Source organism: Caldanaerobacter subterraneus subsp. tengcongensis MB4 (genome assembly GCF_000007085.1).
GTDB lineage: Bacteria > Bacillota > Thermoanaerobacteria > Thermoanaerobacterales > Thermoanaerobacteraceae > Thermoanaerobacter > Thermoanaerobacter subterraneus.
In genome coordinates this window covers 697,257-715,443 of the sequence record NC_003869.1, presented here as the reverse complement: position 1 = coordinate 715,443, position 18,187 = coordinate 697,257, and the positions used below count along the sequence as shown (strand labels likewise).

Sequence of the window (18,187 nt, the reverse complement as noted above, 5' to 3'; positions counted from 1 at the left end):
TTCACTTCCTGCGCCACTCTTTTTAACAATATTAGATTTTTTTGCAACTCTTTTATTTTAGAATTTATTGTTTCTATTATACTCTTAGTCACTATTCTCACCCACATTTTCTTTAATCCATTCTTTAACAATGTCCATTTGCACTTTTCTAAAATATTCCATGTCCATATATTCTCTTAAAGTTTTCACCTCAAAATCAACTCTAACGTCTTCACTTTCTTCAAAGATGATCTTTCCATACTTTATAACCTGATGCCTTAATACTGAGTTTGCCTCATTTAATATCACTAAATCCACGTCGTCTCTTTTAAATATCTCCACTAGATCACCAATGAGTTCCAATTTTTCAAACAGGGTATAATCTCCACCTAAAAGCACTGCAATATCAAGGTCACTATTCTTTCTGTTAGTTCCTTTAGCATAAGATCCAAATACATAAACCAATTTTATGTCATATTTTTCCTGTAAATAGCTTAAATTACTTCTAAATATTTCTTCTACTTCTTTTAAATTACTCTGGACCACTACAGACACCTCTTTAAAAAAGCATACTTATCATCTTAATTTTATTACTACTTCTCTTCTATAATAGATTCCATTTCATTTACAAATTTTTCAACATCCCTTTTCAGACTATTTACAGTTTCCGGAAAAATCTCTAACAATCTTGCTATTCGCTCAGGTATAAGATTAAATCCATAAATATTTCTAAAAACATGTCTAAATCCCCTAAATTCATTAAGCAATAATTTAGTACCTGCACTTATAAAAGCTGGTCTTGTACCTTCTATCGGTACACACATTTGCTCAAGCAATTCTAAATGCCATTCAGCTCCAGATGGAATAAAACCATCTATATTTTTTGCAATAATTCTAAACATATTTTCAACAGCAGTATAAAAATCATGGAAAATAGAACCAACAGCTCTTAAAACAAAATCATCAGTTAGTTTTTTCTTCAAAGTTTTACTGTTAAACATCCCTCTGTCTTTTAAAATATCATACAATTTTTGTATATTATCAAGTTCTATTTTAAGTCTTGCTGAAATAACTTTTATTTTATTAACATCCATTACCCTATTTCTCTCCCCTCTTTCTCTATTTCTTTTAACAAAGCTTCCGTAGTGTCTCGTTGTGTAACTATACTCACTTTATAAGGCCTTGCAATATTCTCTATCTCAAGAAACATTGTCCAGTAGTTAAACCTATCATCATCCCAGCCATCTATAAAAATATCAATATCTGAAAACTCCCAAAAATCAAACTCCCTTGCCAGTGATCCGTACAAGACAACTTTACTCACGTTGTATTTTTCTTTTAAAAATTTAGCAATCTTATAAGCTTTATCTAATGCTTCCCTTTTTCGTACTTCTAGTATTTCTTTCTCTTTTTCACTTCTTATACGCCAATTTTCACGTATTTTCTTTTTCTCTTCATCAGTGATACTCATCTTCCTCACCACACAAAATTCTTTACATATATTATACCATTTCATAGCATTCATATTATTCATCCAGCAAAGCTTAGAAAAAACGCCATATTTAAAACCGTCATTAAAAATTTAAAAAATTATAAAGTTTTTAATAAAATCGCCGTAAAATAGCCAGAAACCTATTTCACCTCATTTTAAAACCTTAATCAGCCCCTTTCACAACTGCAAGAGGAATAAGCTTTGCAACAGGTATAGTAATGCCTCTCTCTTCAAAGACAGAAACTACTGTTTCTACATCTTTATACGCAAGAGGAGATTCATCTACAATGTCTTTATAAGAGCGGACATTGTACACCACATCTCCCATAGACCTTTCAAATTCCTCTTTGCTTATCTTCTTAGCCTGATTTCTAGAAAGCCTTCGTCCTGCTCCGTGATTTACAGAATAAAATGTCTCTGCTGCTTTTTCTGTTCCGACCACCACATAGGAACCTGTACCCATACTGCCAGGAATTAGAGCAGGATGTCCTGTATCTCTATAGGAAGGTGGGTTTTGCGGATGTCCTGCCGGTAAAGCCCTTGTAGCTCCTTTCCTGTGAACAAGCATCCTTTTCCCCCCATGTACTTCCCACTTAGCGATATTGTGAGCAACGTCATACACAAGTTTAAACCCCATCTCTTCTTCCGATTTTTTTAAAACATCCTCAAAAGCCCTTATCACATCAAACATGATTATCTGCCTGTTTGAAAAAGCAAAATTCACCGCAGCCGCCATCGCCTTATAGTAATTCTGCCCTTCCTTTGACTTTATAGGGGCTGCTGCAAGCCCTTTTTCCGGTACCTCAATCCCATACCTCTTAGCTGCTTCCCACAGAATCTTTGTATAATCCGTAGCAATCTGATGGCCAAACCCTCTGCTTCCCGTGTGAATCATCACAGCAAGCTGTCCTTTAAAAAGCCCAAATTTCTCTGCCAGATTCTCCTCTAAAATCTCCTCAACTTTCTGAATTTCTATAAAGTGATTGCCTCCTCCCAGGGTCCCCAGCTGTTCTTCTCCTCTTTCCTGAGCTTCTTCTGATACCGCCGAAATATCGGCTCCTTCAAGTTTCCCTCCCTCTTCAATATACTCCAAATCAGACTTTTTGCCAAAACCTGCTTTAATCACCGCTTCAACTCCATTGTGCACAACATCGTCAAAAATTACCCGGGTAATACCCTTATGCCTTCCTTTTTTGCCTATCCCGGTCGGAACGTAATGTTCAATCCTCTCTATCAACTTATACAGTATATCTTTTGTAAAATAGTCTGCCTCAAGGTCAGACCTTATAAGTCTCACACCACAATTTATATCATACCCTACTGCTCCGGCCGAAATCACCCCTTTTTCTTCTATAGCCATGACTCCCCCTATCGGAAGTCCAAAACCTTCGTGAATATCCGGCATGCCAATCACCGGTTCTACTACACCAGGGAGGCTTGCAGCATTAACAAGCTGCCTTAAGGATTGGTCATCTCTCAAAAGCTCTTTTAAACTATCATTTACATAGACGACAGCGTCAACCCTCATCTTCCCAAACTTGGGAATTCTCCATTTATTTACCCCATCCTTCACCAGGGTATAGCCTTGAATAATATCCACAGCCATATTTTCACCTCCCCACTTTCTGTGATTTCATTATACCACAATCTAGAATAGAAAGCATGAAAAAGGGCCCATTAGGGGCCCATTAAATTTTTTTACAAGCTTCTTTTCAAAAGGTCTAAATGCTCTAAACTTATGGGCACTTCGCTTATTAACTTCAAATTCACCTTGCCCTGTTCATCTACTTCTACATTGTGAAACAAAAATACTCCTCTGTCCAAGTCAAAAGTGAATGTGCCGAGCTTTTTTCTTTTTAGATAGGAATGCAATCTTTTCATTTTCCTGGTCATCTAAACTGTGACAAACTCTCCAGTTTAGACGGCTGGGGTATTTGTAGTCCGCCTTTCAGGCTGTCCCAGCCCCAACTGGCGGTATTTGGGAAGCCTGCGCCCCCGTCTCAAGAAACGGGAACTCACGCCAATACTTGGTCCCCCACTTGCCCTGAATTAACATCCTCTTCAGGACAGAAAAGTCTCTTCGCACCTTCTCAGGGGAGAGTGGTGTTACCACCGCTACCTTGAGAACTTGCCAGAAATCATAGGTACTAAAACTTGTTCCATCCAGAGGTCTTAGCACCCTTCCTGGCTCACTCTTAAGGCCTTGTAGAAATTCTATTGCTTTCTTTATTTCTTTTAATTCTTCTAATTTCTCTACAGTCAATGTGTTGAGAAGTTTTATATAATTGTCTGGTATTCTTTTTTCTAATCCAAGTCCTTTTTTCCATCCTGCCTGTACTTTTGCCTATTACGTACTTTCTTTCACCTACATTTATCCTCAAGAAAATACCATTTTCATTTATCTCTATTCTTGTGTTGAGATTTCCTTTCCTTTTTTCTTGCTATTTAATTTTTCATATGCTTTTCCGTTTATATGACGTTTCCTAAATTTCTCAAATAACTTTAAATCTAATACGATTTGTTTGTCTTTCTCTTTATCAAAAACAAGTTTAGCTTGGATTGTTAACATGTTTTTTGCCACCTCTTTGACCGTAAATTCTTGCCGTAAATGAGGTGACTATTGCTATTAAATCTTCTGCCAATTCTTTGTTTATCTCTTCTTTATTCTCTTCTCCACTTAAAACTATAAGTTCTACCCCCAAACTTTCCATGAAAAATTTAAGATATTCAAACCCAAATCTTGCTAGTCTATCAGGGTATTCTACTACAACTTTTTCAACTTCTCCTCTTTTAACCTTGTTCAAAAGTTTCAATAGTCCTCTCCTGTTTTCACTTACTCCGCTTGCTATTTCAGATATCACTTCATACTGCCAACCTTGAGAATTAGCGTATTCTTCAAGTCTTCTAATTTGATTCTTAAGATATTCTTCTTGCTTTTTTGTGGATACTTTCGCATATAAAACTACTTTCGGTTTCGGCTTTTCTTCTATCATACCTAATAACTTCTCTATGTCTTCTTTTTTGTATCTTTTTCTTCCTTTTGGTGTTCTAACTGGAGTTATTAACCCTTCCTTTTCCCAATTTATTAATGTTCTTCTACTGATATCATATATCTCTTTAACTTTTTGCATACTCAGCAGCATCTATTATCACTTAGTTAAAATTATATTTTTTTGCATCATTATTTTCAACTGTTTTTGTCTCCAATCACCGCAAATTCTTCCGGGCCATCAACTGCTTCTTCTAATTCTTCCCAATATTCTTCCATCTCTTTTTGTATGTCAGGACGTTTGAAATATACTGCCGCAAGGAGCTTCCCACCGTATTTCTCATTTAGACATGCTGCTATTATTAAATCTCCTCCAGTTCACAACAGTGGGCAAAACCTTTCCACGTTCCTTTTCGGGGTATATATACCACATTAAATCAGCAAGGCCATTTGCTGCCTCTTCTTCGTCTGCTGTTGTTTCTTCTACGTCAATAATTGCCTTACAGGCTTCCAGTTCCCTGATGAACATTGCTCAACAACTAATGTGTGGGCAATTTCATTGTCGTTTAGGTAAGGGAAAACAAGGTTAAAAGTACGCTGCTTCCTGATTTTGGGACGGCAGTAGTTAATTATGATTTTATCTTCCTTGTCTTTTATTTCAGCCATTTTTATTCTCCCTTCTATTTAAACCAAGTTTCTTCTATCTGTTCCTTTATTAATTTCCTTTAAATCTTTGTTTTTTATTTTTATTGGAAAAGTTGGCCATTCATTAACTTTCCATTCATTATTTTCTTTTTTTATCATTAATAACATATAAGGGCTACCCTCTAACCAACGTGTATAGCTTATGGGCAGCCCCTTTAATAAATACCGCTTTCTAAACCTTAAATTGCTCTACTTGTTTCTCAATACGTTTAGCAACTTCTAAAACTTGCTGTGCGTTTGCAGCTATCTCTTGTGTAGATGCAGCAAGTTCCTCGGCAGATGCCGATATCTCTTCAGCAGACGCTGATGTCTCCTCTGAAACTGCGCTTATGTTCTCAACACGTTCTAATACTATGTCTTTTGCTTTTCCGGTATTATCTACTTCTGTATATGTTGCTTTAATCATCGGTGCTATAGCTGCTACTGATTCTAATATGTTGTCAAAAGCCTTTATGGTATTCTCTACCTTTTCTAATTGATTATTCACTTGAGCAGTCACTTCTTCAGAAGTCTTTACAACCTCATCAGTTCCTGAGGTTATATCGTTTAATAAAGCGCTTATCTTATCAGAAGATACACGAGTTTGCTCTGCAAGTTTTCTTATTTCATCTGCTACAACTGCAAAACCTCGTCCTGCGTCTCCAGCTCTTGCTGCTTCAATAGCTGCATTTAATGCTAATAAATTCGTTTGCTCTGCTATTCCCTTTATAATCTCTAAAATCTCTCCTACCTGTCCTACTGAACCTTTAAGAATTCCAAGTTTTTCAACTACTACCTCAAATGCTTCACGCACTCCATTAATTGAAGAAATAAGGTCGTCTAACTCTTTCTTGCCGGTATTTGCCAATCGAGAGGTTTCTTCACTATTTTCCTTTACGTGACCAAGTTCATTGTATACTTTTTCTAAGCTTGTCGTTATATTACCTATAAGAGATACTATTTCTTGCAAATCTTGGGCTTGGTTAGATGCCCCAGAAGCCACCTCTTGAATGGCTTTTGCAACGTCATTGGAAGAAGCAGCTATTTCTTGTGAGACAGCACTCAAGGCTTCTGAGTTTTTAGTTAATGTCTCTACACTGATTTTCAGTTCTGAAAGCATCGGTCTAATATTGGCCTGCAGTTTATTGATAGCCTCTGCAAGCCTGCCTATTTCGTCATGGCGCCTAAGAAATTGCTCAGCAACATTTCCTGTAAAGTCACCATTTGCTACAGTTTCTAAATAACTGACGCCAAGTAAGATTGGATTAGCAATATTTCTTGCCAAGAATAAACCAATAATCACGGCTAAAACAGAAATTATTGCTAATATTACTAGCGTATAGACAATACTCTTGTTAAGTTTCGCTGCATACTCAGATTGCGGCATCGTCGCTATAGCTATCCACCCTGTTAGTTTTGATTGCTCAAAACCCGAAATTTTATCTTCACCACCAAATCTATATTTTAAGCTGCCGCTTTTGTTGTTAACAATTGTCTTACCAAAGTCGTATTTTTCCGCTATATTTGTAAGTATCATTTCTTTCGTGGGGTGAACAATTATTGTTCCATTTTCCGTAAGTAAGGCTGCATAACCTTTTTCCCCTACTTTTGTCCTCGTAATATTGCTTTGAATTTGGTCTAAGCTTACATCTGCCCCCACAACAGCTGTTTTGCCATCTGCAAGCTTAAAAGCCTTTGCAACTGTGATAATCATTTTACCAGTACCTGCATCTTGATATGGTTCAGTAATGACTATATTTCCAAATGATTCTTCAGCTTTTTTATACCATGGCCTCGTTGTTGGATCAAACCCTTGTGAAAGTTCTGTCTTAGGGTATTCAAGATATTCTTTGTCAGCATTGCCTATATAAACAAATAAAGTATTTGAATCTGATTCCTTAACATTTCGTAATACTTCCATAGTTTTTGCGGTATCTCTACTAATAACATCCGGGTTTTTACTAATTGAATCAACTTCTGCTGACACTTTTTCAATGAAAGAGTCAATATAAGCTACTTTTTCTTTTGCAATTTGCCTTGCTAAACTACTAACTTGATATTCAACTAAACTTTTGCTTTGGTATAATGAAAGGCCTGCAGTCAAAATTGCAGGTAAAATTGATAATAGTATAAAAATCACAATTAGTTTTTGCTTTAACATCATGTTTGTGGAAAATTTGGTTTTCATAATTAAAGTTCCCCCTTTTTTACGTTATTTTTTGTTTTCTTCAACAAAGTTGTTGAATAAACAGCATATAAAAATAACATTCTTGATTGAATTATTGCTGCTCTTGACATTGCTTTCATTAGCACGTTTCCTCTCTGCCTTCACCACTTACCTTCTCCCTGCAGAGGTCTATTTCTATGCACCGGTTATAATCCGGGTGGATGCTTTCCTCTTTCACCTGGACAATAGTTCCTTTAACTGTCAAATTAACCTTAGAGCCTCGTCGTGTAATTCCTGCTGAAAGCCCGTCTATCAGCCGGAAAAGCCGGTGCATGGGTAGAAGACCATCAGGAAAATCGGGTGGCAGCTCTTCCTCAGTATGGTGATGATATTTGATAAGTTGGACAACGTTTTTATCAAGATGATATACATTTTTTGCTATTAAAGCACTTCTAAAAGCATGATACTTACCAGGTTCAAAGGCTTCCTTAGGATCCACAACTTCTCCAACTTTCAGAGGAGGTTGCACTTTACCAAGGTCATGAAAAATGGTTGCATTGACCAGCGTCTCTTTGTTTATAACTCCTAGTTCCATTAGTCCTTGCTCCCACAATTCGGCCAGCAATCGCAACATGTTTACTACATGTAGGTAAGTTCCTTCCTTTATCACTCCGGTAATCTTTATTTTCCCAGTAGACAGATCATATTCATCCTGGTATTCAACTATGGATTTAAGCTTAACTATCACCTTAGGATCGATGAAAAGATTTGCCAAAGCCTTCTCAAGTTCTTCATGAATATAGTTGAGCCTCTCAAAGTGTAATTGTGCTTCTTCCCTCAACTCCCTCTCTTTATCTCTCTCCTTCAAAGCCTCCTGTAAAAGCCCAGATACTGACAGTATACCTGCATTACCTTCAGTTGTGGTGAAATAGGGAAGGCGGTATCCTCTTTTCTCGGCCCAACGACTTATATCAGATAGTTCCCCAAGCACATTCAGGTAATCTTCTTCATTAATGGGACATATGAGTTTCTCTATACTCTTTTCCTTAATTTTTACCACAGCGGAGTCTTCTATAATAGTCTTCAATATATCTAAGCAGTTAAGCCAACCTACCGGCTCCCCTTTGTCATTTATTACTTGAAGGACAAAACTTTGTTGGCTGGTCATAATTTTCACGGCTTCTTCAATACTTAACCCTACTTTTATGCTTGGCACTTTGTTATATCTTGGAACCGGCATCATCTTTTTTGCCTCCTTAGTTCATCACATCGAAACCTTATAAATACTGCTATCACTTCTTTTTATTAAAGTGAACATCCTCTTTAGCGATTTTCAACTTCTTTCCTTCGTACCTTCAGAACTCGTATTTAGAAGCATTTCTTTTCCGTTGACTTCAAAGAGAAAATGTAGTTTAATTATAATTATCATCTTATCGTCTGTTTTAGCAATTCCTTCTACGAAAGCAGTATCTATTGTAGTAACAGGTGGTGGAGGTTCAATCGAGTTTTCGTCAATGGGTATTACTTCATGTACTGCATCGACTATTAAACCCGCCTTCTGACCCAATATTTCCACTATGATTATTCTGCTGTCTTTGCTTTTTCCCCTTTTCCCAATTCCAAAACGCTTTTTAAGGTCTATTACTGGTATGATTTTTCCTCTTAAATTTATTATTCCTTCTATAAATTCGGGCGTTTCAGGTATTTTTGTGATAGACACATCTTTGACAACTTCATGTACATCGAAGATATCTAGTCCATAAAGTTCTTCTGCCAGGCTAAAAACTACTATTTTTTTAGGCATTACTTTCCTCCTTTTCTCATGGTGGTTTTGAAAAAAACATAAAAAGCGACAGCCCATACCCAAGGCTGCCGCAGAAAATCAATTTTTATTTTTACACATCCTTCGGCAGCCCGGCTACCATGTCCCAATCAGGGATTTAGGCCCGTGGCTTTGCGCCCCCGCCTTTCGACGGGTTTGCCCTTATCGAAGGTTAATATTTTGCTAAACTATGCTAAAACTCAATTATATTCTACAATTTTTGCTATTTTTCGTCAAGAATTTTATAGATATTGGTCCATGAATAGGTATAGACATATTTACCCCACTTGGAGAATAATTGCAAAAACATTGAAGAAGAAAACACCATAAAAAGAATAGAGGCTGCCTCCCTTCTGTTTGGTATAATTAAAATGTGTGAAATCCTTTTTAAATGTCTCAAAAAACAGCAGAAATATGAAAAAGCAGCTTGAGAGCAGGGCCAATGCCTCTTTTTCCTCTAATAAAGCTCTATATACACCCTCTTGCCGCATTTTTTCAGGATTTGGGCCAGTTCCTCTACTATCTTGAGCTTGTCGCTTGCGCCTTCCGGCAGGTATGCATTCCGGTGGGCAGGATTAACCGCCCGCCCCACCAGAAAGCGGATGTGAGTGGAGCGGTTGACAAGCAGGTCTGCCAGCATTGAAGCTCCGTCCTTCTTTTTCCTTATATCGTCTAAGAAGTGGGGAGAAAAGGAATACGTGTTTACAAAATTTCTCAGTATCTCGACACACCTGCTTAAAGTTATCAAACCTTCGGTTACGAGGTCTATTCCCTCTATACTACCGACGGGAGGTATCGCCGGGTCGGCATAGTCCATATTTGTGACTACTTTCCTTCCAGTTTCCCTAGAAACAATATTTGCAGTAGTACCTCCGCAGACCACTTTTTTGCCTTCGCTGTCGATAAGTTTTTTCACGACTTCTGCATCCTTTGACCTATCTTCAGGAGGGCCAACTAGTACCGTGATCAGCTCCGACTTTCTTAAACCTACTCCCACGACCGTGGTATCGTCCCCCGGATTACCGGAATAAAGGTGGCTACACGTTTTGATCAGCTGGTCCACCATTTCCGACACGAAATATCTCCTTCTGTCAAGCCTCTGCAGGTATTCGGCCACATTAGGCCACTGCCATCCCACGTTCAGGACACCCCCCACCCCTGCGTGAATGACTCCGTCGCTTACCAGGAATATTTTATCCCCCGGAAAGGCTTCAAACCGGTACTCCAGAATCTTCCTCTCTTCCACCCTCAGTTCCCTGTAAGGTAGCTTAAGAACCTTTCCGTCCCGGATGTAGATCACAGGTGGATTATCAAATTCAAAAAGCCTTCCCTCTCCGTCATCGTTAATCTCGAGAATGGAAAAAGTGGAATAAGCAAGCTGCCGGACGCGGCACACTGGGAGAGTATTAATCAGGGTCTTGACCACTTCTTCTATGGAAGCCCTGTTTTTTATCATGGTAGAAGCAATCCTTACGGTAAGAGTGGAAAGTATACTGGCCTTTACCCCGCTCCCCAGGCCATCGGCCATTACGGCAATTATGCCGTCTTCGGATTGCACAACCTCAACGCTGTCCCCGCACAGCTCTTCTCCTTTTTTGGTAAGGCTTTTGGTGAACACTTCAGCAAAGATCTTCACTTTTCTTCTTCCCTGCCTTTAACCAGTTCTATAAGCTTAAGGAGCAGCATCTTGCTCTCCGCCGTCGTCTCTCCCAGCAGTCCCGCTATTTCTTGGGCGACGCGCATCTGCCTGTTTATTACTTCCTGGGCCTTCTCCAGGGTCTCCTCCCTAACCCTTTCCAGTTCCATCCTCTGCTTTTCCTGTTCGGTAATATCCTGAATAATCGCCAGTACCATGTCCTCTTCCTCGATATAGCACATAGTCTGGAGGGTAGTTAAAGAATTCCGGGGATAGTTCACCTTTTTATCCTGCAGGTTAGTTTTATTGGCCAGTACCCAGGCAAAATCCCTGTCGTCGATGACAGTGAAAAGGGGCTTCCCCTGGACCTGTTCCTTTTCAACACCGAACATTTTTTCCGCCGCTCTATTTATTTCCTTTATATTCAAATTACTGTCTACCAAAATGATGCCGTTCGGGGTGTGGTCTATGATCAGGTTGGCCAAAGATTCGGCCCTGGACCTCATGTAGGGGATGCACATGTCCGGCTCCGCCATTCCATGGTAGACAGCCTCGGCTTTTTTGCGGCAGGAAGGATATCCGCATGCCCCGCAGTTCAGTTCCTTTTCTGGAGTCGTTTTGCCTATTGAAGCCAGTATTTCTCTTATCTCTGATTCGGTTGGCCTAGGCGCTTTAAAAGCCTTCGGCTCGAAAGACCTCCTGAGGTCAATACCCGCCGCAGAAGCCTTTATATTCTCATATCCCTGCTGCTGTTGATTATTTTCTATAAATGAAAGCAACCTTTCCCTTCTTTCATAAAGGGAACTGTCACACGGCATCGAGGGCCCATTGATACAGCCACCCCTACAGGCCATCATCTCAAATATGCGACCACTTACGTTTCCCATCTCCAGGGCATCTAAAAGCTCCATACAGTTTTCTATACCGTCCACGACTACGACCTCTCGAGACAAAAGGTCACCCTCCATTGAAGAAGTCTTTAAAAGCCCCCCTGGCAAGGGATAACTCCTGGCAATAAAAGGTTCTAATACATTTTCTCGCTCTCCAAAGTCTACTCCAGCTACCGCGGAGGCTTTCTCATCTATCCAATCGGCCAATTCTTGAAAAGTTAGTACTGCATCTACATCCCCTAAAACGCTTCTATCTAGGGCTTCAGCTTTTTTGGCAATGCAGGGACCTATAAAAACAACTTTAATGTCCAACCCATATCTTTGCTTCAATGACCTTGCATGAGCAACCATCGGGGAAACCACCGGAGCTAGATTCCTTATAAGTCCTGGATAATATTTCTCTACCAGATTTTTTACAACCGGGCAAGCCGTGGTTATGATGGGACCCTTATGCCCCTTTTTGATCAAATGCTGGTACTCCATAGATACCATTTCAGCTCCCACCGCTGTTTCCTCAGCTCCATAAAACCCTAGGGCCTTCAGTATGGAAAACATTTCCTGAGGAGAAGTTACGTCAAAGACAGCAGGGTAAGAAGGAGCTATGGAGGCTATAACCTTTTCGCCGGCATATATGAATTCTTTTACTGCATGTAGATCGTTCCGTACTTTCTTGGCATTCTGGGGGCATTCGATGACACACCTTCCACAGTATATACATAAGCTATCCACAACTTCCGCCTGACCGCCGACTACTTTTATAGCTTTGACAGGACAATGCCTAACGCACCGGTAGCAATTTCTGCAGTTTGCCTTAGATACACTGATTACATCCAAAATCAATCCTCCTCCCATTTACTATTCTTTATAGCTTCTAAATCCTCGCCACCTCCTGCGCGTCACAGAAGTGAAATATTTATCGGCAACCTTAATCATTACTCCTTTGACACACCCTTATATCCAATTATAGAATCTTTACTTTTGTGTTTTTTGCAATAATTAAATACATAAAGATGAAAACCCCACTTTTTGTATTGACTAAAAGTGGGGTTTTTTAAATTGTTGAACCTTTTGGCACTTTGTATCAGAATAGCCTTTGGGTATGGGTTAAGAGATTGGGTTAAGAGACTCTTCATAAATCTTGGCAATAACAGTTTCAGTAGCTTCCACTGGTGCAATAGAAAGCAATCCATTGAGAGAAGGTGTCGTTTTAGCAAGCTTTACCAGGGTTGGAACATCATCTTTTGTAAATCCAAAGTCTGAAAGTTTTTGAGTACATCCTACATTGAAGAGCCATTCTTCGACTTTTTTAGCTACATATTCTGCTTCAGCAGGCAGTCCTTTTAGTCCAGGCACGATAGGGCTGTATATGTCAGCTAACACCTCTGCAACAGCAGGATAAATAGTTTTTACCACTGCAGGCAGTAGAGCACCAAGCCCAAGACCGTGGGCAATCTCAGGTTTTACTGCACTTAGTGGGTGCTCCAGGGCATGAGTAAGGTGCAAGAGACCATTGTCAAAAGAAATACCAGCTATAGCAGAAGCATAAAGCAAATAATATCTAGCCACAAGGTTTTCAGGGTCATTTACAGCAACAGGGAGGTAACGAACTATCAACCTCACTGCCTCTTTCGCCAATAGAATACTGTAAGGTGATGTCACAAGAGTAGTGGCAGCTTCGGTAACGTGATTTAAAGCATCTATAGTAACAGCTATTGTCTGTTTTTTATCAAGCTTTATCATGAGAGCAGGATCATCTATGGCATACATAGGATAGAGGCACTCATAAGCTATCGCGGGCTTATAATTTTTTTCTGGAATTGTAGCTACTGCAAATCGGTCTACCTCCGTACCAGTACCATGAGTAAGATTTATAGCTATAATAGGAGCAGCTTTTTCGGGCGTGAATTTCAGTTCATAAAGTTCTCTTGCATTTTTATCAGTATATTCTAACAGTACAGCCACACTTTTTGCAGTATCTATAGGGCTTCCTCCACCAATGCCAATAACAGCCTTCGCCCCAGTTTCCCGGCCGAATTTGGCCGCTTCATCGATCATATCAACAGTAGGATTAGGTCCGACCTTGTCATAAAGTGAATATTTGAAACCGAATGTATTTAGAGCCGGTTCTATCACATCCCAAGCTCCACTAACTTTGTATGAATTCTTTCCGGTTACAAAAATGACATTATCGATACCCTTATTTTTAGAACTTCTAGAATGTCTTCTATCTTCTTTATACTACCTACTCCAAAATAAGTTGTATTCTTGCACCGAAGTTCAAAAATCCTGGTGGGATTTATTTTAGTTTCCCACATTTCAATTACCTCCTTGTAAAATTTATATCAATCTAATTATAGCATTTTGTTAAAAAATAATCAATGTTAAATTTTTGAGTTAAGGGGGAATTTCAATATGAAATTTGGAGTATTTTTCACTTGACAATTACATACTGAAAATTGTAGTATGATGTTTTCTAGATTTTGAACAATAGATACCCCCCTTTCTGCAGTTTTGTTTTTTGCAATTTCTATTTTATCACAAGAGTTTTCTCTAGTCGTTTGTTTACTTAAAAATCCTACGATAATTTTAAACTATGTTCGAATAAGTGATTGACAAATTTTTAACTATGTGTTACTATATAATTGCAAAAAATTTAACAATCAACGGGTAATGACTTACCCAGTATTTTAGGAGGTGTTTTAATAATGAAAGGTTTTGCAATGCTCAGTATCGGTAAAGTCGGTTGGATTGAAAAAGAAAAGCCTACTCCCGGCCCTTTTGACGCTATTGTAAGACCTCTAGCTGTGGCCCCTTGCACTTCGGACGTTCATACCGTTTTTGAAGGTGCTATTGGCGAAAGACATAACATGATACTCGGTCACGAAGCTGTAGGTGAAGTAGTTGAAGTAGGTAGTGAGGTAAAAGATTTTAAACCTGGTGATCGCGTTGTGGTACCAGCTATTACCCCTGATTGGCGAACCTCTGAAGTGCAAAGAGGATATCACCAACACTCTGGTGGAATGCTGGCAGGCTGGAAATTTTCGAATATAAAAGATGGTGTTTTTGGTGAATTTTTTCATGTGAACGATGCTGATATGAATTTAGCACATCTGCCTAAGGAAATTCCATTGGAAGCTGCAGTTATGATTCCCGATATGATGACTACTGGCTTTCACGGAGCCGAACTGGCAGATATAGAATTAGGTGCGACGGTAGCGGTTTTGGGTATTGGCCCAGTAGGTCTTATGGCAGTCGCTGGTGCCAAATTGCGGGGTGCTGGAAGGATTATCGCAGTAGGCAGTAGACCAGTTTGTGTAGATGCTGCAAAATACTATGGAGCTACTGATATTGTAAACTATAAAGATGGTCCTATCGACAGTCAGATTATGGATTTAACGGAAGGCAAAGGTGTTGATGCTGCCATCATCGCTGGAGGAAATGTTGACATCATGGCTACAGCAGTTAAGATTGTTAAACCTGGTGGCACCATCGCTAATGTAAATTACTTTGGCGAAGGAGATGTTTTGCCTGTTCCTCGTCTTGAATGGGGTTGCGGCATGGCTCATAAAACTATAAAAGGCGGGCTATGCCCCGGTGGACGTCTAAGAATGGAAAGACTGATTGACCTTGTTGTTTATAAGCGTGTCGATCCTTCTAAGCTCGTCACTCACGTTTTCCGGGGATTTGACAATATTGAAAAAGCCTTTATGTTGATGAAAGACAAACCAAAAGACCTAATCAAACCTGTTGTAATATTAGCATAAAAAGAGGGGGGACTTAGTCCCCCATTTTTATGCTAATAAAGCTAAATAGACTGGTTTTTTATACGACACATCGGCCAGTAAACTCTTGGTAAAAAAATAACAAAAAATAGTTATTTTCTTAACATTTTTACACCATTAACACTTGATAACATCATCGAAGTAAATAAACAACTATTAAATAAAAGAAGAAGGAGGATTATCATGTTCAAAATTTTAGAAAAAAGAGAATTGGCACCTTCCATCAAGTTGTTTGTAATAGAGGCACCACTAGTAGCCAAAAAAGCAAGGCCAGGCCAATTCGTTATGCTAAGGATAAAAGAAGGAGGAGAAAGAATTCCTCTTACCATTGCAGATTACAATTCAGAAAATGGCACTGTCACAATAGTATTCCAAGAAGTAGGTAAAACCACACGGGAATTAGGAACTCTAGAAGCTGGAGACTATATCCAGGACTTTGTTGGGCCTTTAGGTGTGCCGGTGGAGTTTCCTAATCACAAGAAAGTTTTAGGAATAGGCGGAGGCCTTGGTATTGCTCCACTTTATCCTAAACTCAAAATGCTTCATCAACAGGGGGTAGAAGTAGTTTCTATTATAGGTGCTAGGACAGCTGAATTGCTAATCTTGGAAGAAGAGATAAAAGCTGTTAGCGACAGGATGTATATCTGCACCGACGACGGCTCAAAAGGTCGCCATGGGTTTGTCACAGTAGTACTTAAAGAGCTTTTAGAACAAGGTGAAAAATTTGATGAGATTATTATCATAGGTCCCCCGATTTTGATGAAAATAGGAAGCGAAATTACCAAGCCTTATGGCATACCCACGATGGTGAGCCTTAATCCCATAATGGTAGATGGCACAGGCATGTGCGGTGGGTGCCGTGTCACCGTAGACGGAGAAATCAAATTTGCTTGCGTTGATGGTCCGGCTTTCGACGGCCATAAAGTAGATTTCGATGAACTAATAAAAAGATTGGCCACTTATAAAGAGGAAGAAAAAATTTCCCTCGAAAGATTTAATGAAGTTCATGAGTGCAAATTAATCAACAAAATAGAAGGAGTTGATAAAGATGCCGTTAAATAGAAGCAAAAAGAAAACACCCATGCCTACCCAAAAGCCTGAAGTCCGCAGGCGTAATTTTAACGAAGTAGCTTTGGGCTATTCGGAAGAGGAGGCAGTAAGTGAAGCCCAGAGGTGCCTTCAGTGTAAAAAACCAGGATGTGTTGAAGGGTGCCCCGTTCAGGTACAAATTCCCCAGTTTATAAAGCGTATTGCAGAAAGAGATTTTGAAGGAGCTATAAAGATTATAAAGGAAACCAACAGCTTGCCCGCCATATGTGGCAGAGTCTGTCCACAAGAAACGCAATGCGAGAAAAACTGTGTTTTGGGCAAAGTAGGTGAACCTGTGGCCATAGGTCGCCTAGAACGGTTTGCAGCAGACTGGGAAAGAGCCAAAGGCATCCGTCCCCCGGTAATTCCTAAAAAGCTTGGTAAAAAAGTGGCCATCATCGGTTCCGGGCCCGCCGGTCTCACCTGTGCAGGAGATTTGGCTAAACTCGGCTACGATGTAACGATCTTTGAAGCTCTTCACAAACCCGGCGGCGTACTGGTATACGGTATTCCTGAATTCAGGCTACCGAAAATTATAGTGGAACAAGAAGTAAAGTTTATACAACAGCTGGGCGTAGAAATTAAAACCAACATGGTTATGGGCAAAGTTTTAACGATAGACGACCTTTTTGAAATGGGGTATGAGGCTGTCTTTATCAGCACCGGAGCTGGCCTCCCGAAATTTATGGGCATACCTGGTGAAAACTACCTTGGCGTGTATTCAGCCAACGAGTTTCTAACCAGGATAAACCTGATGAAAGCCTATTCTTTTCCCAACACTGACACCCCCATAAAGGTAGGTAAAAAAGTAGCAGTAATAGGGGGTGGCAATGTAGCTATGGATGCAGCCAGGTCTGCCCTAAGAATGGGAGCTGACGAAGTTCATATTGTGTATCGCCGTTCTGAAGAAGAAATGCCCGCAAGAAAAGAAGAATTCGAGAACGCTAAAGAGGAAGGTATTATATTCGATTTCCTCACAAATCCAGTGAGAATAATAGGTAACGAAAATGGTTGGGTCAAAGGTATTGAGTGCATCCGCATGGAACTTGGAGAACCTGACGCTTCGGGTCGTCGTCGTCCAGTTCCTATAACGGGTTCTGAATTTATTATGGATGTTGATACGATAGTAATCGCCATAGGTACTGGCCCTAATCCCCTCCTCACAAAGACCACTGAAGGCTTAGAACTTACAAAACACGGTTATATTGCTGTCGATGAAGAGGGAAGAACTTCCAGAGAAGGGGTATGGGCTGGAGGCGATATTGTAACGGGTTCAGCTACTGTAATTTTGGCCATGGGTGCCGGAAAAAAAGCAGCTCGTTCCATCCATGAATACCTACAAAACAAAAAATGGCGGTAAACATCTTTCGATAAACTAAAGAGACGATAGCAAGTCGGTGCTGTGGAAGGACATACATCCAGCTATCGTCTCTTTTATTTATGAATTTATCGTTTTGCCTGCTCATTTATTTCCTGTTCAGCAACCGCTTTTAAAATTTTGTTGCTTCCATCTACTAAATAAAAGCTTTATACTGTTCCACCCTTTTTTCTAATAAGTTTTAAAAGCAGACAAACAACCAATTTAATCGTTTCGGCGCTATCTTTATCCTGGTTATCTAAACTGTACAAACTCTCCAGTTTAGACAGCTGGGGTATT

The 18,187-nt window shown here is 39.7% G+C and carries 17 protein-coding genes, 2 pseudogenes and 1 riboswitch; of the genes and pseudogenes, 3 read left to right on the top strand and 16 right to left on the bottom strand.

Annotated features, from left to right (window positions below):
• Positions 1-84 precede the first annotated feature (84 nt).
• The 16 genes and pseudogenes from mntA to TTE_RS03345 form a co-directional block, all read right to left on the bottom strand.
• The gene (mntA, locus tag TTE_RS03415; protein WP_011025115.1) at positions 85-525 is read right to left on the bottom strand and encodes a type VII toxin-antitoxin system MntA family adenylyltransferase antitoxin; all 441 of its coding nucleotides are present in this window, start codon (positions 523-525) and stop codon (positions 85-87) included.
• Positions 526-572: 47 nt separating this feature from the next.
• Positions 573-1,073: a hypothetical protein gene (locus TTE_RS03410; protein ID WP_011025114.1), complete on the bottom strand. Its 501-nt coding sequence runs from the start codon at positions 1,071-1,073 to the stop codon at positions 573-575.
• Positions 1,073-1,450, bottom strand: coding sequence for a nucleotidyltransferase family protein (locus TTE_RS03405; RefSeq protein ID WP_041587288.1), 378 nt, complete (start codon positions 1,448-1,450; stop codon positions 1,073-1,075). The genes TTE_RS03410 and TTE_RS03405 overlap by 1 nt, the downstream gene beginning before the upstream one ends.
• 184 nt (positions 1,451-1,634) lie before the next feature.
• Positions 1,635-3,077: an RtcB family protein gene (locus TTE_RS03400; protein WP_011025112.1), complete on the bottom strand. Its 1,443-nt coding sequence runs from the start codon at positions 3,075-3,077 to the stop codon at positions 1,635-1,637.
• Between the two features lie 92 nt (positions 3,078-3,169).
• Positions 3,170-3,352 carry a hypothetical protein gene (locus TTE_RS03395; protein ID WP_011025111.1) on the bottom strand — a complete coding sequence of 61 codons (183 nt, stop codon included), beginning with the start codon at positions 3,350-3,352 and terminating at the stop codon, positions 3,170-3,172.
• A gap of 151 nt (positions 3,353-3,503) precedes the next feature.
• Positions 3,504-3,794: pseudogene (locus TTE_RS03390) on the bottom strand (IS200/IS605 family accessory protein TnpB-related protein); the annotation flags it as partial.
• A gap of 81 nt (positions 3,795-3,875) precedes the next feature.
• Complete coding sequence (locus TTE_RS14000) at positions 3,876-4,040, bottom strand: hypothetical protein (protein WP_011025109.1); 165 nt, start codon at positions 4,038-4,040, stop codon at positions 3,876-3,878.
• Complete coding sequence (locus TTE_RS03380) at positions 4,021-4,614, bottom strand: IS607 family transposase (protein ID WP_011025108.1); 594 nt, start codon at positions 4,612-4,614, stop codon at positions 4,021-4,023. Before TTE_RS03380 ends, TTE_RS14000 begins: the two co-directional genes overlap by 20 nt.
• Positions 4,615-4,800: 186 nt before the next feature.
• Positions 4,801-4,989 (bottom strand): hypothetical protein, encoded by a 189-nt coding sequence (locus TTE_RS13295; protein WP_011025107.1) that lies wholly within the window; start codon positions 4,987-4,989, stop codon positions 4,801-4,803.
• Between the two features lie 155 nt (positions 4,990-5,144).
• Entirely contained in the window at positions 5,145-5,273 is a 129-nt protein-coding gene (locus TTE_RS14460) for a hypothetical protein (RefSeq protein WP_259082171.1), read from the bottom strand.
• A gap of 64 nt (positions 5,274-5,337) precedes the next feature.
• On the bottom strand, positions 5,338-7,332 hold the full coding sequence (locus TTE_RS03370; protein WP_011025105.1) for a methyl-accepting chemotaxis protein: 1,995 nt from the start codon (positions 7,330-7,332) through the stop codon (positions 5,338-5,340).
• A gap of 118 nt (positions 7,333-7,450) precedes the next feature.
• Positions 7,451-8,554, bottom strand: a complete 1,104-nt coding sequence (locus TTE_RS03365; RefSeq protein WP_011025104.1) for an HD domain-containing protein — start codon at positions 8,552-8,554, stop codon at positions 7,451-7,453.
• A 90-nt stretch (positions 8,555-8,644) separates the two neighbouring features.
• A complete protein-coding gene (locus TTE_RS03360) occupies positions 8,645-9,115 on the bottom strand; it encodes a chemotaxis protein CheW (protein WP_011025103.1) in 471 nt (156 codons plus the stop codon).
• 101 nt (positions 9,116-9,216) lie between these two features.
• Positions 9,217-9,304, bottom strand: a riboswitch (cyclic di-GMP riboswitch).
• 286 nt (positions 9,305-9,590) lie between these two features.
• On the bottom strand, positions 9,591-10,769 hold the full coding sequence (locus TTE_RS03355; protein WP_011025101.1) for a PP2C family protein-serine/threonine phosphatase: 1,179 nt from the start codon (positions 10,767-10,769) through the stop codon (positions 9,591-9,593).
• Positions 10,766-12,493, bottom strand: a complete 1,728-nt coding sequence (locus tag TTE_RS03350) for a [Fe-Fe] hydrogenase large subunit C-terminal domain-containing protein (RefSeq protein WP_041587286.1) — start codon at positions 12,491-12,493, stop codon at positions 10,766-10,768. The genes TTE_RS03355 and TTE_RS03350 overlap by 4 nt, the downstream gene beginning before the upstream one ends.
• A 270-nt stretch (positions 12,494-12,763) precedes the next feature.
• Positions 12,764-13,974: pseudogene (locus tag TTE_RS03345) on the bottom strand (iron-containing alcohol dehydrogenase).
• Between the two features lie 390 nt (positions 13,975-14,364).
• Between TTE_RS03345 and TTE_RS03340 the strand changes: the two are divergent.
• The 3 genes from TTE_RS03340 to gltA all read left to right on the top strand — a co-directional run bounded on the left by TTE_RS03340 (position 14,365) and on the right by gltA (position 17,890).
• Positions 14,365-15,423: an NADP-dependent isopropanol dehydrogenase gene (locus TTE_RS03340; protein WP_011025098.1), complete on the top strand. Its 1,059-nt coding sequence runs from the start codon at positions 14,365-14,367 to the stop codon at positions 15,421-15,423.
• A gap of 201 nt (positions 15,424-15,624) precedes the next feature.
• Positions 15,625-16,503: a sulfide/dihydroorotate dehydrogenase-like FAD/NAD-binding protein gene (locus TTE_RS03335; protein ID WP_011025097.1), complete on the top strand. Its 879-nt coding sequence runs from the start codon at positions 15,625-15,627 to the stop codon at positions 16,501-16,503.
• On the top strand, positions 16,490-17,890 hold the full coding sequence (gltA, locus tag TTE_RS03330) for an NADPH-dependent glutamate synthase (protein WP_011025096.1): 1,401 nt from the start codon (positions 16,490-16,492) through the stop codon (positions 17,888-17,890). Before TTE_RS03335 ends, gltA begins: the two co-directional genes overlap by 14 nt.
• Positions 17,891-18,187: the final 297 nt, after the last annotated feature.